Here is a 14,523-nt window from a genome sequence, read left to right as displayed (position 1 = left end):
ATTATGCGCTTGCATGAATTGGAACAGTACCGCTTCATTGATATTCATTACCATGCTGATCCCGATTTATATCGACGCAGTCTGGATGTATGGGGAGCAGGCAAACAATATCAGGCATTGCAAGGGGCTGTGTTTTTGAAAAGCCATTTAGGCGCAACCAGTATACAGGCACAAATTGCCCAACATCATGGCTTGCCCGTTTTCCCTTCGGTAGCATTAAATGCAATTGCCGGTGGCATTGATTATCGCGTCATATGCCGTGCCTTGGCTGAATATAAGGCACATCCGCATACCCGCATGCTGGTTGATTTCCCGACTATTACCGGGCGTAAATACACGTCCAAACTTCCAAGACAATTGTTGCACCCAGCTTTGGAAAAATTTACCCTTGCTGCGGAAACTGTGTTTGATGAACGCCAGCAACTGCGTAAAGAAGTCATTGATATTTTGAAAATGGCCAGAGATTATCCCATTGTGCTGACGACTGGCCATGCTTGCAAAGAGGAAATTTATGCCTTGATTGAGGCATGCTCTCAATACAATGTGCCGGCATTGTTGTTAAATCAACCTGCTAATCCGTTGACGGGGCTTCCGGCAGAAGAATTACGGGCGCTGGCAAAACACGAATTTGTGTGGATAGAGCAAACTTTTTTAACTTATGTTCTCGGGCATCAAAGCGAGGCTGATTTTTTAACAGTGCTTGCTTCTCTGCCGCGAGTGATTTACAGCTCAGATTTAGGACAGCCCAAGCAAATGGGTGTTGCGCACTGGATTAATCACTCGCGTAAATTATTTACCGAATTTGGCATTTCTGTGAGTCGCCAAGATGAAATAATGCGAAGAAATCCTATTTCTTTATTGGCCATCTAAAGATAAACTAAAGCTCCGGTCAAGGGATGGGACAATGCTCAATGAGTGAGCAGTAGCAAAATTTTCAGGATGAAAAATGAAATATAAATACTTGGGAAAGGTGCATTTTGAAGATGACCACATTGCTAAACATTTTGCAAACAATGTGGATGAGTTGGTGCGTTGGATGCATGAGTTGGCACAAAAAAAATTTAGCGAAATAACAGGCGAAATCATTGATAACAAAACGCACCGCATCGTAAAAAGTATTCAATTTAACCCTGCCGAAGATTGATGAACGGCTTTTTATTTAACTTTTTATACAGCTACAATAAGACAAGAGTCTATTTCGAGAGGTTTCATGCGCATCATCATAGCTTGCTTACTGCTTGCACTCATAGGTTTGCAATACAAGTTATGGCTGGGCGATGGCAGCATTTTGCACTGGCTGCAACTGGAAAAAAAACTGGCAATGCAAAAACAAGAAAATAAGAAGCTGGCTGCACGCAATCGCCATATTGAAGCCGATATTCTAGAACTTAAATCTGGGGAGCAGGCTCTCGAAGAACAGGCGCGCTTTGAATTGGGTATGATTAAAAAGGGTGAGACTTATTATCATGTTATCGAATAACCTGCGTTGAAAAGGTAGGCATGCCATGCAGCTATCTTTTTGAGCAGACGCGAGTTCAGGAATAAACGGATGTAGACGCAGTAGGCTTTAGCGGCAATGGCGCTCTAACCAGCATTCATCCGTGTAATCATCACATACTTCGATGGTTTCACATTCATATACATAAGGTCTTGGGGTTCTCGGCACGGACACGATGATTTGCGGCTCACCCCAATAATTATAATAGTCATTATGTCCATGGTAATGTCTCTCCGGATAATTCCCATATCCGTATGCGTGTGCCGAAAAATGGCTAAATGCTGCAATGAAAAGAAGAACATATGTCATGATGCGTTTCATGGTAATCCTGAATTCTTGTTATTAAATCCAAATCACAACGCCGGCAAGACGCTGGATTTAAACGCATGAACAGTATATAAAATATTTGACTGGAATTCACCTAGATTGCATATAAAAACAGCATGCAGTTGAAATTTAATATATTATTGGCAGCCATTACGAATTTATACTTTAATCATGGCATCCTTAAAGTCTGCCGGGGGAGGGGAAGCCCATAAACTGAGGGTGTAACCGCCGCCGCCTGATCCTGTGGGCTTGACTGCTACGGCACCTGCATTTCGCAGTGTTTGCATATGCTTTTGTAAGCTTTCACTGATTAAGCCCCATGCCTTAAAACAATCGGAAGCTTGATTGATTGCCTGCGCCAGCAGTTCCAGGGCAGCAGGTTGTTCTAAAGCATCTGCCGCTCTCAGCACGCTTTGCATCATTTGCACATCAAGTTGAGAGGCTTGCTCAGGGGCTTCTTCCCACAACGTTTGCACTTGCTGAATGCAATGGGATGTGATGCCTATTTGTCCGCAAGATGATAAATACCATTGCGGTTGCCAAACTTGTTTAATAGGGTGGTACTGACCTTCTTGAAAGAAAATACCGTTTTCCGCAGAAACTCCGGCAATATCAAGTCCGCTACTTTTTCCATGGAATAAATTTTCCAATTCTTTGGCAAAGTGATAAATGTCCCAGTCAGCTAATAATTGTTGCGCTGAAAACCAGCGGGCTACTGCAACGCAAAGGGCTGCTGAAGCTCCCATGCCTACACCAACGGGAATATTACTATATAACTGAAAGTGCCCATTTAGCGTATTTAATGATTTCCCCACCAAGTGCATGCCTTGTTCGAGCACGCTCCAAAATAGCAAGTGAGTATCTGCACCGCTTTCGCCTTCATAATGGGCATTCAACTCTGAGGTGGAACGATGATAGCTTAAGGTAAGCTTTTTATCTTTGACAGGAAATACCAGTGCTGCGTGCCCGCGAATAACAGCATGTTCGCCGGCGAGAATCCACTTTCCATAAGTGGTTGTTTGAAAATCATAAAACATCGTAATTGCCCACCAAATAATCTTTTTTAAATTGGTTTGCCATGCTGGCTTGCTCAGGACGGTACAGAAGGTGAATATTAGGGCCGGCATCCATGGTCACCAGCGGGCCATCGCCTGTCTGTTGCCAGAATTCTTCGAGAGTTCTAAGGACTTCACGCGCTTCTTTGGTCATGTATGAAAAGGCAGGGGAACTGCTGGCAAACAATTCATGGATATCCTGGAATTCGCGCCAACAAATTTGGTAGGCGCATGCCCAATCCTTTGTTTCCAATGCGGCAAGTAATAATTTTAAATTGTTTTCGGCGCGTTGCACGCGTTTAGCATACAATGGACTGGTACGAATGCGGATGTGAGCTTCGCTCGAAGGGATTTTCTTTTCTTCGTGGCTGATGATGATCACTTGATGCAGTAAATTTTTATATGGTAATTCAATGGCTTCTACTCTATCTTCCTGCCATAAAGCCCAAGGGGAAAAAAATGAGCGGCATGAGGAGCCGGAACCTTCGCGGCTCAGGCTGGCTTGGATTTCAATCGATGGGAGGGGAGTATTGGTTAATTCACTTAAAGCAAGGACAGCGCATTTGGTCAAGGCGGCGAAACTGGATGCTGAACTTGCTAGTCCGCTGCCGTGTGGAAAATTATTACTGGAACGCACCACAAATGCACCCTGGTAGTTAAAAAAAGCTTTCAGGCGCGCCAAATGGTTGAGGAATCGTTCCTGACTTGTTGTCGATAACTCAAAATTTAAAGCACCGGGAATATTCAACGGTTCCCAGAAATCTTTTTTTCCAGGTTGGGTTTCCAGTGCAACGCTGCTTAATAAATTGTTTAAAGTATAAGATAATGATGAATTGATGGGTAAATTGGTTTTTCCTTCTTTTTTTCCCATGTATTTAATCAGAGCAATATTCGATGGTGCTTGCGCGAACCACGGCATGTTTATTCTCCTAAATTTACGTAGCGCCTATTTTAGTGCCCAGGTGCGTCATTCCATAATATTTTATGCAATTGCAATTGAAAGCGTACGGAAAGCTTATCTTCTATTATCCAATTGGCGAGTTCAGTGGGATGTAACTGGCCCCAGCTTGGGGAAAAAAGAATATGAACGCGCTTGGTTAATTTATATTCGGATATTATGGCGCAGGCCCATAAATAATCTTCCCGGCTGCATAATACAAACTTAATTTGATCGGTTGCTTTGAGGTAGGAAAGATTTGTATATTTATTTTTTTCACACTCTCCTGAATCTGGAGTTTTTAAATCCATGACGATCATAACCCTAGGATCGACTCCTGCAAGATCCCGTGCCCCACTGGTTTCCAATGAAACGTGGTAACCGTTCTCACATAATTGCTGCAGCAAATCAATGCAGCCAGGCTGCGCTAAAGGTTCTCCGCCTGTAACGCAGACGTGAGAACAGTTGAAAGCGGCAACATCGGCCAGAATGTCACTTATATCCCGTAGCTGACCACCATGAAAAGCATAAGCTGTATCGCAATATTGGCAGCGCAGTGGGCAGCCGGTAAGGCGCACAAAAACAGTGGGCAAACCCATGGTAACGGATTCACCTTGCAGGGAATGAAAAATTTCAGTAATTCGTAGTTGATTTGCTCTGCGGTTCATTAACTGCCTAACGTTTCCAATTTTGCGGTGGCAAGCTGTGCTGTATTGGTATCAGGATAATTTTTAATTACTTCTTGCAAACGTTGTTTTGCTTCAGTTTTCTTGCCTGATGCAGCCAAAGCGTAACCAATTTTTAAAAGGCTTGCAGCGGATTTGCTGGATGATGGGAATTGTTGCAACACTGCTTCAAAATGGCTGATGGCTTGTGAATAATTTTTCTTAACCATATAAAGTTCGCCCAACCAATATTGAGCATTTGCCGTATAGCCACCTTGCGGATATTGATTAACAAAATTTTGCATGGCGGTTAAAGCATCATCGTATTTTTTATTTTTTACCAATTCATAAGCTGCAAGGTAACTAATTTGTTCATCGGCTGGATTATGGTGGCTAGCCGCGTTTGCAGGCTGGGATTTTACAATTGCAGGAGCGTTTGCTGTTGGCGCTTTGGGTGCTTGCGCAGTGGGTGTAGATAAATGCGGGCTTGGCTGCTTCTCGCTCAGTTCTTTTGCTGATAATTGCGCTGGTGCTTTTTGCGCTTGCTGCGCCGCTGCATTTCTTATGCGTTCATCTAAATCTTTATAAAAAGTTAATTGCTGTTGCTGCAACAATTTTAAATCATGGGTTTGTATTTCTAACTGGCCGCGCAACTCTTGTATTTCTTGCTGTAACCCTTGAATTTTAGCAAGCAGCATGGAATTGTCATTTCTATTGTGCGGTTCGGCAGTATCATAAGCTAAAGCCGGTTCATCGTCGTTGTCGTAAATTTCTACAGGAGCCCGAGCAACAGGCTGCTCATAAGCATCCTGTTGCTCTTCCAGAAGCATGAAGTTTTCGCTGTCATCAATCACCGGCGCTGCGGCAAAAGAAGGTATCAGAAAACAGCTCAAACATGCCGCAAGAAGAAATCGGGATTTAATCATCGGGTAGCCTCATAAGTTAATTCCACGCGTCGATTTTGACGGTGAGACGCTTCATCATGGCCAAAATAAACGGGACGCTCTTTACCATAGCTGACCACGCGCATTTGTTGTGGACTTACACCAGCCATGCGCATCAATTGTGCAACGGTATTGGCACGCCGCTCGCCCAAGGCAACGTTGTATTCACGGCTGCCACGCTCATCTGTGTGACCAGCAATCAGAATACGTGCACCAGGATGAGATTTCAAATATTCAGCTTGGGCATTTACTGAAGGTACGTATTTTGCAGCCAAGTTACTGTCGTCATAATTAAACAAATAAATTTGATTATGCGGGGCTTGCGTGGTGTAGATTTCACCTTGCTCTTGTCCTGCAAAGCGGCTGTTTAGCTGACCAAGGCCGCGGGCTGACATATCACCGTCATCCGGGATGCCATCTGCACTGCCAGGGGTTTTTGAACAAGAAGCAAGCAAAATGCTGGCTGCTAAAAAGCCCAATTTAATCATGGTTCGTATATTCATCCTAAGTTCTCCTTATTATATTTTTTCTGTCAGTAACAGGCCTAGTTTGATGGTGGCACATTGTACAATTGTTTTGAATTTTTTGCTATTGCTTGAATTGGATTATTCAGAATGTTTTGCTGCAGTAAATTCAAGCTTTGTTTTTCAGAATTTGCGCTGGGATGGCCTGCTTGCGCGGGCCTTATTTCATCGACCATGACGCACGGAATTCAAGGTAATGGATTATTGCAGAGATTAGAGATAAATGAACGTGCCCTTAATGCCAGGGAAACAGAGGTTCTATCCCCCAGGCTTTGAAAACCTCATCATCTAAATCAATATCGCCATACTGGTTTTCAATATCAATAGGCGGGGTGGTTATTGTCGGCTCTTCTACATCATCGAGTAATTGTTCAATATTTTCCAGTACGTTTTCTGAAAGTGGCTTGAAAAAATTCCAACTTGCGCCTTGTGAATCAATATGGCGTTTTATAATCAAGATGAGGGTGGTTAAAATACCGATCCCTAGGGGTATGGAAACGCAGGAAAGAATTTTTAAGAAAACTTCCATGAAGCTTTGCCGATTTAAGCGAAGCGTTTCATTGATAATTTTTTTATTTAAATACTCAGTTTTAAGATTATATAAAGTATGTTCTGCAAAACTCTCCCGGAGATTGCTATCGAAGTCAACATGGTTAAATAAGGTTAAACGTTCGACGAGTTCTTGCATCACCAGCCTTTTCGCATAAGCATAGAAAACAGGTTTTGCAGCATCGAGTTCGCTCTTTAATCGCGCGACTTTGATTTTAAAATTGTTAAAGTGCTTGCTTTCTTCACCTGCTTTAGTAGCAACAGGTATCTCATCTATTTGCCTAAACACACGATCTAGTATGTTAACTTGATCGAGCAATTCCTTGGAGGCAAAACTGAAGCAACTTGCTGAGTTAAATTTGAAATGTCTTGTTTCACATTCAATTTGAATAGACGTCATGATGCTTGTTAGAAGAGTTGCAAGCTCGTATTTTCGCTCTCCTTCCCCGTCAAGAGAAGATTTTGCGTGTTCACGTGGTTGAAGCTGAGGTGCTGTATTGGGATAAAGGATAGAATTTATATTTTGATTGAAATGATCCAGCCAATGATCAAATCCTTTTCCTAAAGGAGAATTCTGATTTTCCAGCTCTTTTTTATTATGGGTAATATAAGCTGTGGAAATTTCTTTAATTTTTTGGACTTTGGCAAAAAAGGTAGGCATTTTTATATTAAAGCGTAAAAATTGATAAATTATAATACACAAGTCAATTTATTTCAGCATATTTGAAAAATAAAGTACACATAGGGTCATGAGAGCTTAGTGCATGGACTTGGAAGTTGGTATGACTCACTTCTGTTTAAAGTGTTTGATTTGTGCTATGACAAACTCAGCCAAAATAGCTGTAAGTGCTTTGCTGGCATGGTTCGCTGCTATGACGCCGCCATAAGGAGTATCGGCAGGACAGGGGATTTTTTCTGTAATGATTTTCGAGGCGAGAACCTGATTATCTTCTACATGCGTCAATACGACTTTCACGACCATTTCAATATGGCTTGGTTTACAAATGAAATTTTGCTGCAGCTTGATAAGTTGCGTATCCAGCCTGTAGTCTGCTTTATCGGAGTAGGGGGTGGAGGTCACTGCATGGAAATAACCCGTTGCCTGCAGGCTTTGCATGATCAACGGCGCCAGCATGTTGGCAGGCGCTCCTACCCAGGCATTGCGTGCAAAAGCACTAACTTCATAGGGTTTGACGCTATAGAGCATTTGTTCTGTTTGATACCCTGCAGCCGCTTCAGGTTGGGTCACCAGGATGGTGGTCGCACTTTTTGTCGTATGCATCTTACGGCTAAACGCGTCTAGTTTATACTGGTTATTTACCGTAGTTTTAACCGCGCAACCGAGTAAAAAAACCTGGATGCAAATTAAAAAAATAGTGCTTGATTTTTTCACATTATTCTCCAGGACCAGGTTTTGGAGCCGTGCTGCCACGAATTAAAACGGCAGGATTTTGCCGCATCTGGGCACTGACTTTTTCCAAATTGGTTGCAATTAAATCCAGACGTCTTAGAAGTAAAATGGTAGGAGGAATTGCCTGCTGGGAAATTTTATCGATGCCATTTTTACCAGCTTTCATGGTGGCGGTAACTTGACGGCCTGCCACCGACATATCCGTTGCCATAGCAGTAAATTTATGGATAGCGGCCTTGAGTTCTTTTGTTACCAGGGGTAAATCTCGCAATGTTTTATTGATATTATTATCGTTTTTGGCAATGGCTTCGGTAATTTTTTCCAAATTCACGAGAGACTTATTTAAATTCTTGGCATTTTCCGCATTAAAAACGCGCTTAAACCCGGTGGCAATATCATTAATATTTTTTTCAAGGCGGTTGAAGAAAGACGGTTTCGAAGGGATGACAGGATAGGGTTCGCCGGGTGTGCGTTGCAATGGTACAAACGAGGAAGAATCCGCAGACAGCCCAAGGTAGGTGGTTCCGGTAATGCCCTGAGTGATCAGCATGGCATGCGTACTCACCGTAATTGGGGTACCTTCTTTTATCTTTAACAGAATTTTTACCTGTTGTGGATCAAAATGACTGAGTTCGATTTTATCGACCATGCCCACTTTCACGCCGTTATATTTCACCAATGATTCCTCGGTCAATCCTGCGACGGATTCATGCGTATAGACGGTGTAATAATTATATTTTTTTCTTTCAAACCCAATGGATAACCATAGGCTCGCAATAATTAATCCAGCGGTTAAGATTAAAACCGTTAAGCCTACTATGGTGTAATTAGCATTTGACTCCAAGCCTGTCTCCTATGCATCAAGAGGAAGATAGCTCTTGATTGAACCTCAAACAGTTTAAATTTTACTGAAATAATCAGCAATGAGAGGGTTTTTATTTTGCATCAATTCTTTTATTGGCTCCACGCTTATTATTTTGCCTTTCCCCACAAATGCCACGCGATCGGTAGTGCGTTGCAATGATTCAATATCATGGCTTACGATGACGATCGTCAAATTTAGTGCATTGCGCAGAAATACGATTAATTCATCAAACTGTTTGGCACTTAGCGGATCAAGACCCGATGTTGGTTCATCTAAGAATAAAAGTTCAGGGTCCATGGCAATGGCTCGCGCTGCGGCAGCGCGGCGCTGCATTCCTCCGCTTAATTCAGCAGGGTATTTTTCCGCGGCTTCCTTAGGCAAACCCACCATCAAAAGCTTAAGCATTGCTAATTCTTGCATAAATTTTTTATCAAGCACAGCAAGCTCACGCATTGGGAACATGATGTTTTCAAGCACAGTCATCGAAGAAAAAAGAGCACTATGCTGAAATAACATTCCCCAGCGCCGCCGTATAGCATTTGCGGAGGCTTCATCCAAGTGTGCCAAATCGTTACCGAAAACGCGGATGGTACCTGCGGTTGGCTGCAATAGCATGAGAATGCTGCGTAAAATGGTGGTTTTTCCGCTGCCGCTGCCACCGATTATAGCGAGAATCTCGCCGCGGTTGACGGTTAAATTAACATCCGAATGCACCCATTGATTGCCCAGATAATTTTTTAATCCTTTAATTTCAATGACAGGCTCAGACATGTTACACGTCCAGCCAGCTGTAGATCACCGAATACAGAGCATCGGCGATAATGATTAAAAACAGTGCCTGTACCACGCTTTTCGTGGTTTGTGTGCCAATGCTTGCTGCGTTGGATTGTACGCGAAACCCCTGAAAACAGCCGACTAGGGCAATGAGCAAGGCAAAAGCCGGGGCTTTGTATAAACCAAGCATTAATTGTTTTAAGCCTACTGAATCCTGCAAGCGGCGCATAAATTCAACATAACCCACGTTTAACATGAATTTAGACATGAGCATAGCACCTAGGGTACTGAAAAAATCAGACCAGAAAATAAGCATCGGGAAAAAAAGCAATAATCCAAGCACCTTAGGCACTACTAATAATTCCGTAGGGGATAACCCCATCGTACACAATGCATCAATTTCTTCATTAATTTTCATGCTGCCAATCTGCGCGGTAAAAGCGGAACTGGTACGTCCTGCCACGATAATCGCTGTAATTAAAGGCGCAAATTCACGGAAAATCGCCATACCCGAGAGATAAGCAATAAAAATATTTGCCCCATAGGTTTCCAATTGCAATCCCATTTGATAGGCAAGGACTACTCCAATTAAAAATGAAAGTAAGGCAATAATGGGCAAGGCAGTTACTCCAGTCGTGTACACAGTATGCACAATGCTTGGAAATTGAAAACGCCGCCATTGGCCAAATGCTCTGAATAATTTATCGCTTAAATCACCAATCAAAACGATCAAGCCTCGGGCCTGATTTAATTTATGTACGGTTTCTTCGCCAACTTGATATAAAATAGTTTCTTTTTTAGGTTTTGGGGGAGAATAATCGAGTATTTCGCGCTTTGCCTCTACCAATTTATATAAATCTTCTTGTGCCGGGCTAAAATCCACACGTTCGACTAAATTGTCTTTTTTGTTCAACTCTTCAATGCAACGCAATAGCGTCAGAGCACCTGCACTGTCAAAATGAGTAATTTCTTTGCCACTTATGGTGATTTTTTGTGAGGAAGGTAATTGCGTGCGCAGGAATTGTTTAAATAAATTATCCATAGCAAGTATGGACCAGTTCCCCTGACAACAGTAAAGGTTTTTTTCTTCTATAAATTGCAGTTGAGCAGGTGACTCGTTCGCTGTCATAAAGAGATTGCATGCGTAAAATACTCTAGGATAATACGAAACCGTATATCATCGCAAAACCGAATGGTTTTATGGTAAAATTCAAACCATTTTATTACTGTGTGACGGGCATGACGGACGATTACAGTCAATTTGAAAAACGCAAACAAGATCATATTGAGCTTGCATTGATGCCGGACAATCAGGCGCAGGAGTTAAATGCGCTCGATGGCGTCACTTTAATCCACGAAGCATTGCCCGACCTTGATTTTAACGACATAGATATTTCTGCAAGTCGCTTTGGAGAGCAGGTATCTACGCCGTTTATGGTTGCTTCCATGACGGCAGGACATCGGCATGCACTGGATATCAACCGCCACCTTATTACTGCTTGCGCACAAAATGGGTGGGCGATGGGGGTTGGTTCGCAGCGCCGGGAACTTACGGATAGTCAGGCTGCATACGAATGGCAACCTTTAAGGCATGATTTTCCAGAAGTCAGTTTATTCAGTAACTTAGGCATAGCGCAACTGATTACCACTCCAATAGTGCAGATTAAGCGTTTGACCGATGCGTTACAGGCAGATGCGTTAATTATTCATTGCAACCCTTTACAAGAGTGCATTCAACCGGAGGGCACGCCTTTATTTAAGGGATGTTGGCAGGCGTTGGAGAATCTCGTTAAAAACATGCCCTTACCGGTCATTGTGAAGGAAACCGGGTGTGGTTTTTCCTATACAACACTGCTTCGTTTAAATGATATTGGAGTCGCAGCAGTGGATGTGAGCGGATTGGGAGGTACGCACTGGGGGCGCATTGAAGGGCATCGAGCCGTGGATGAACCATTACGCCATAAGGCTGCCGCCACATTTCGCAATTGGGGAATTAATACAGTGCAAAGCGTATGCGACGCCCATTCTTTAGCACCTGGATTTGAAATTTGGGGATCTGGCGGTGTACGGCATGGTTTGGATGCAGCCAAATTAATTGCACTGGGAGCCACGACCATTGGCTTTGCTAAACCCATGCTGGATGCTGCTTTACAGTCAGCGCAAGCGGTAAGTGAGCTCATGGTTGCAATTGAATACGAACTAAGGGTCGCTATGTTTTGTACAGGCAGCCGCGTTTTAGATGATTTGAAGGAGAAGGCATGTCGTTAATAAATAATGCCGGTGAATTGTTTCAAGGTTTTTCTAAATTAAATCGCGAAGAACGTTTCCAGCGCTTATTGCAAATGGGTGCGATGACGTCTGAAGACATTGTTTATTTAAATCAAGGCGGTGTGCGAGATACCGACCTCGCCGATAAACTCATTGAGAATGTCATTGGCTATTTTCAACTTCCCTTAGGTGTTGCCACCAACTTTTGCATCGATGGCTGCGATTATGTCATCCCCATGGCCGTTGAAGAAACGTCTATCGTAGCGGCTTTGTCCAAAACAGCGCGATGGATCCGCCAGTGCGGCGAAATTACGACTTCGGTAGCGGGTGAATGCATTGTAGGTCAGATTCAATTGGCGAAAGTTAAAGATTTCGCGCGTTTTTCGCAAATTTTCACTGAAAATAAGGCATTTTTGATTGAAAAAGCCAATGAGGATGTGGCGGGTAACATGGTGCGTCGAGGTGGTGGAGTAATGGATTTGCAATTGCGCCATTTAGCCCGACCAGATGGTGGTGATATGGCTGTGATCCATCTCACCATGAACAGCTGCGATGCTATGGGCGCTAACATCATCAATCAAGTATTGGAATACCTAAAAACACCGATAGAAAATTTAAGCGGTGAGCACGTCAGCATATGCATTTTATCTAACTTAAATGATCAAAAGCTGACAACGGCCCAGGTGCAAATCCATGATATCGACCCATCCCTCGGTGAACGCTTGCAAGAAGCATCTTTGTTTGCAGAATTAGATCCTTACCGCGCCGCTACCCATAATAAAGGGGTCATGAATGGTATGGACGCAGTCTTGATTGCCACAGGCAATGATTGGCGGGCAGTGGAAGCTGGTGTGCATGCTTATGCCGCCCGCTCCGGACATTATCAAGCGATCACGCGCTGGCGTTACCAGGATGGCATTCTCAAAGGGGAGCTTACAGCACCGGTTATTGTAGGCACAGTGGGGGGGGTAACCGCGGTGCACCCTACAGCCAAAATGTGTTTGCGCATGATGGGCATCGAATCCGCTAATCATTTATCAAGAGTGATAGCTGCGGTGGGGTTGGTGCAAAACTTAGGTGCTATTAAAGCGTTATGCACTGAGGGAATCATTCAGGGGCATATGAAATTACATATTGATAATTTACTGTTGGTGGCTGGGGCAAATGATGGAGAAATGCCGCTTTTAAAAGAGCGCTTAAAACAATGGTTGGTTTTACACAAGCGGGTAAGTTTGCATAAAGCTTGCGAATTATTGGCTGAAATCAGACAGGCGCAATCCATTTTATGAAATGGCAAATACCGGCAAAAACCTTTCTTTTAGGAGAGTATGCAGCGCTTGCCGGTGGTCCTGCTCTGTTGCTGACCACAGAACCTTGTTTTGCAGTAAACTTAACTTACGCAGGCAATACGGATGGGGTGCATGTTTTATCTCCAGCTGGGGTGTGGTGGGCAAAAAATGCTCCTGAAAATGCCGGATTGTCATGGCATGATCCTTATCATGGACGAGGTGGCATGGGAGCTTCCAGCGCACAATTTTTAGGGGTGTATCTAGCCTGCCAAACCGTACAAAAAAAAGAGCTTGGCCACCAGCATTTGTTGGAAGCATATCTATCCTGCGCTTGGCAGGGGCAAGGACTTCCTCCCAGCGGCTATGATGTGTTGGCCCAATCCATGCAGGGTTGTGTTTATATTCATAAGCAGCAGGGGATTTGTGAAAGTTTGCCTTGGGTTTTTGCAGACTTGAGTTTTGTTTTGCTGCACACGGGCAAAAAATTAGCCACTCACGAGCATTTACAGCAAAGCCGCCGCTTCTTGCATGTGGAAGAATTGGCATCAATCGTATGTTTGGCCAGGGAAGCATTTGCATGCAAAGACAGCGGGCGCTTGATTGATGCAGTGAAGCAATATCATCAGCAATTAGCAAAATTTAATTTAGTAAGCCAACACAGTTTGCAATTGCTGCAGATTCTCAATAAGTATCCACAGGTAGCTGCTGCAAAAGGGTGCGGGGCATTAGGAGCGGATGTTTTACTATTATTAGTGCCCGCGGAAAAATTATCTTCTTTTTGCAATGTTTTGCAGCAAGATGAATGGCCTATTTTAGCGACCAGTGAAAATTTGTACACAAAATCTCCATTAATTGAAAATAATCCGCGCAAAACACTTGAAATTTCACCTTGATCCGGTATGATTTCAGCCTCTTTAGGGCCGTTAGCTCAGTTGGTAGAGCAGGAGGCTTTTAACCTCTGTGTCATAGGTTCGAATCCTATACGGCCCACCAGTATTTGGCTACTTTTTGCTGGGCGTGGTAAAATATTTAGATAGCTTGCATTTCCGAATGCTCGAAGTACAACGTGTTTAATTTAAAATAAGAACTACGGGCCGTTAGCTCAGTTGGTAGAGCAGGAGGCTTTTAACCTCTGTGTCATAGGTTCGAATCCTATACGGCCCACCATCACACCTCTTACAAAGGCGCTCGTAGCTCAGCTGGATAGAGTACTTGGCTTCGAACCAAGGTGTCGGGGGTTCGAGTCCCTCCGAGCGCGCCATTTAAAGGGTCTTCCCCAAATGGGTCTTCCCCAAATGGGTCTTCCCCAAATCCGGGGGCACTTCACTTATCCGCACAGCACTCTAACTCTCAACCTATAATTTTCAAAATTTCTAAATCCGTAAGCTCTTCTCTGAATCAATTTCATCTTCCGATG

18 protein-coding genes and 3 tRNA genes are annotated in these 14,523 nt (G+C 43.5%); 9 read left to right on the top strand and 12 right to left on the bottom strand.

The features are described 5' to 3' along the window. Positions 1–3: 3 nt before the first annotated feature. The 3 genes from ELY11_RS08520 to ftsB all read left to right on the top strand — a co-directional run bounded on the left by ELY11_RS08520 (position 4) and on the right by ftsB (position 1,480). Positions 4–870, top strand: a complete 867-nt coding sequence (locus ELY11_RS08520; RefSeq protein WP_325049565.1) for a DUF6282 family protein — start codon at positions 4–6, stop codon at positions 868–870. 76 nt (positions 871–946) lie between these two features. After that, entirely contained in the window at positions 947–1,144 is a 198-nt protein-coding gene (locus tag ELY11_RS08515; protein ID WP_126954628.1) for a hypothetical protein, read from the top strand. A 66-nt stretch (positions 1,145–1,210) separates the two neighbouring features. Continuing rightward, a complete protein-coding gene (ftsB, locus tag ELY11_RS08510) occupies positions 1,211–1,480 on the top strand; it encodes a cell division protein FtsB (RefSeq protein ID WP_126954629.1) in 270 nt (89 codons plus the stop codon). An 87-nt stretch (positions 1,481–1,567) separates the two neighbouring features. Here ftsB and ELY11_RS08505 read toward each other — a convergent pair whose 3' ends face one another. From ELY11_RS08505 to ELY11_RS08455, 11 genes are all read right to left on the bottom strand, one after another. After that, entirely contained in the window at positions 1,568–1,819 is a 252-nt protein-coding gene (locus ELY11_RS08505; protein WP_126954630.1) for a hypothetical protein, read from the bottom strand. Between the two features lie 164 nt (positions 1,820–1,983). After that, entirely contained in the window at positions 1,984–2,862 is an 879-nt protein-coding gene (locus tag ELY11_RS08500) for a mevalonate kinase family protein (protein WP_126954631.1), read from the bottom strand. After that, positions 2,852–3,799, bottom strand: coding sequence for a GHMP family kinase ATP-binding protein (locus ELY11_RS08495; protein ID WP_126954632.1), 948 nt, complete (start codon positions 3,797–3,799; stop codon positions 2,852–2,854). Before ELY11_RS08495 ends, ELY11_RS08500 begins: the two co-directional genes overlap by 11 nt. Positions 3,800–3,831: 32 nt before the next feature. Then, positions 3,832–4,485: a 7-carboxy-7-deazaguanine synthase QueE gene (queE, locus tag ELY11_RS08490; protein WP_126954633.1), complete on the bottom strand. Its 654-nt coding sequence runs from the start codon at positions 4,483–4,485 to the stop codon at positions 3,832–3,834. Then, positions 4,485–5,408 carry a tol-pal system protein YbgF gene (gene ybgF / locus ELY11_RS08485; protein WP_126954634.1) on the bottom strand — a complete coding sequence of 308 codons (924 nt, stop codon included), beginning with the start codon at positions 5,406–5,408 and terminating at the stop codon, positions 4,485–4,487. The genes queE and ybgF overlap by 1 nt, the downstream gene beginning before the upstream one ends. Continuing rightward, positions 5,405–5,929, bottom strand: coding sequence for a peptidoglycan-associated lipoprotein Pal (gene pal, locus ELY11_RS08480; protein WP_126954635.1), 525 nt, complete (start codon positions 5,927–5,929; stop codon positions 5,405–5,407). Before pal ends, ybgF begins: the two co-directional genes overlap by 4 nt. A gap of 256 nt (positions 5,930–6,185) precedes the next feature. Beyond that, entirely contained in the window at positions 6,186–7,160 is a 975-nt protein-coding gene (locus ELY11_RS08475) for a hypothetical protein (protein ID WP_126954636.1), read from the bottom strand. A gap of 126 nt (positions 7,161–7,286) precedes the next feature. Continuing rightward, complete coding sequence (locus tag ELY11_RS08470; RefSeq protein ID WP_127033102.1) at positions 7,287–7,892, bottom strand: ABC-type transport auxiliary lipoprotein family protein; 606 nt, start codon at positions 7,890–7,892, stop codon at positions 7,287–7,289. 1 nt (position 7,893) lies between these two features. Next, positions 7,894–8,754, bottom strand: coding sequence for an MlaD family protein (locus ELY11_RS08465; protein ID WP_126954638.1), 861 nt, complete (start codon positions 8,752–8,754; stop codon positions 7,894–7,896). A gap of 54 nt (positions 8,755–8,808) precedes the next feature. Beyond that, positions 8,809–9,546 (bottom strand): ABC transporter ATP-binding protein, encoded by a 738-nt coding sequence (locus ELY11_RS08460; RefSeq protein WP_126954639.1) that lies wholly within the window; start codon positions 9,544–9,546, stop codon positions 8,809–8,811. Between the two features lies 1 nt (position 9,547). Next, positions 9,548–10,678: an MlaE family ABC transporter permease gene (locus ELY11_RS08455; RefSeq protein ID WP_126954640.1), complete on the bottom strand. Its 1,131-nt coding sequence runs from the start codon at positions 10,676–10,678 to the stop codon at positions 9,548–9,550. A 110-nt stretch (positions 10,679–10,788) separates the two neighbouring features. Between ELY11_RS08455 and fni the strand changes: the two genes are divergently transcribed. The 6 genes from fni to ELY11_RS08425 all read left to right on the top strand — a co-directional run bounded on the left by fni (position 10,789) and on the right by ELY11_RS08425 (position 14,367). Beyond that, positions 10,789–11,817, top strand: coding sequence for a type 2 isopentenyl-diphosphate Delta-isomerase (gene fni, locus ELY11_RS08450; protein ID WP_127033115.1), 1,029 nt, complete (start codon positions 10,789–10,791; stop codon positions 11,815–11,817). Continuing rightward, positions 11,808–13,106: a hydroxymethylglutaryl-CoA reductase, degradative gene (locus tag ELY11_RS08445; RefSeq protein ID WP_126954641.1), complete on the top strand. Its 1,299-nt coding sequence runs from the start codon at positions 11,808–11,810 to the stop codon at positions 13,104–13,106. Before fni ends, ELY11_RS08445 begins: the two co-directional genes overlap by 10 nt. Beyond that, positions 13,103–13,999 (top strand): mevalonate kinase family protein, encoded by an 897-nt coding sequence (locus ELY11_RS08440; protein ID WP_127033100.1) that lies wholly within the window; start codon positions 13,103–13,105, stop codon positions 13,997–13,999. The genes ELY11_RS08445 and ELY11_RS08440 overlap by 4 nt, the downstream gene beginning before the upstream one ends. A gap of 24 nt (positions 14,000–14,023) precedes the next feature. Further along, positions 14,024–14,099 (top strand) — tRNA-Lys (locus tag ELY11_RS08435). A gap of 98 nt (positions 14,100–14,197) precedes the next feature. Next, positions 14,198–14,273: transfer RNA gene (locus tag ELY11_RS08430), tRNA-Lys, on the top strand. 17 nt (positions 14,274–14,290) lie between these two features. Beyond that, a tRNA-Arg gene (locus ELY11_RS08425) sits at positions 14,291–14,367 on the top strand. A 66-nt stretch (positions 14,368–14,433) separates the two neighbouring features. Here the strand turns inward: ELY11_RS08425 and ELY11_RS08420 are convergent. After that, on the bottom strand, positions 14,434–14,523 hold a 90-nt coding region (locus ELY11_RS08420), incomplete at its 5' end, for a transposase (protein ID WP_148110522.1).

Source organism: Legionella septentrionalis (assembly GCF_003989745.1).
Lineage (GTDB): Bacteria > Pseudomonadota > Gammaproteobacteria > Legionellales > Legionellaceae > Legionella_A > Legionella_A septentrionalis.
Note: the sequence above shows the minus strand (reverse complement) of the source record. Positions and strands in the feature narration are given on the sequence as shown.